Raw genomic sequence first — 255 nt, forward strand, 5'->3', positions numbered from 1 at the left:
TTCCAGTTTTCGTCCGGCGTAAACGTGTAGGCACCGGTGCTGTCGAGCGTAAACGTGCCAACATTCTCAATTATGGCATTGTCGCCAGCGCTGTAGGTGGTTCCATTGATAACAAACTGCGTAACGAGAAGCGTATCGCCATCTGGATCAGTGTCAGCCACATCACCCGCTGCGCTATCAAGCAGCACATTGCCGCTCACAGGTGTATCTTCGTCAGTGCTTACAGCATCATCATTGGCAACCGGAGCAGGATTG

At 52.2% G+C, this 255-nt stretch carries 1 protein-coding gene; it reads right to left on the bottom strand.

All coding sequences use genetic code 11. The annotated features are described in order from the left end of the window. On the bottom strand, window positions 1-255 hold a 255-nt coding region (locus tag QSJ70_RS27595), incomplete at both ends, for a cadherin-like domain-containing protein (RefSeq protein WP_285541403.1).

The organism is Brucella sp. NBRC 12950 (genome assembly GCF_030268145.1).
In the GTDB taxonomy this organism is placed as follows: Bacteria; Pseudomonadota; Alphaproteobacteria; order Rhizobiales; family Rhizobiaceae; genus Brucella.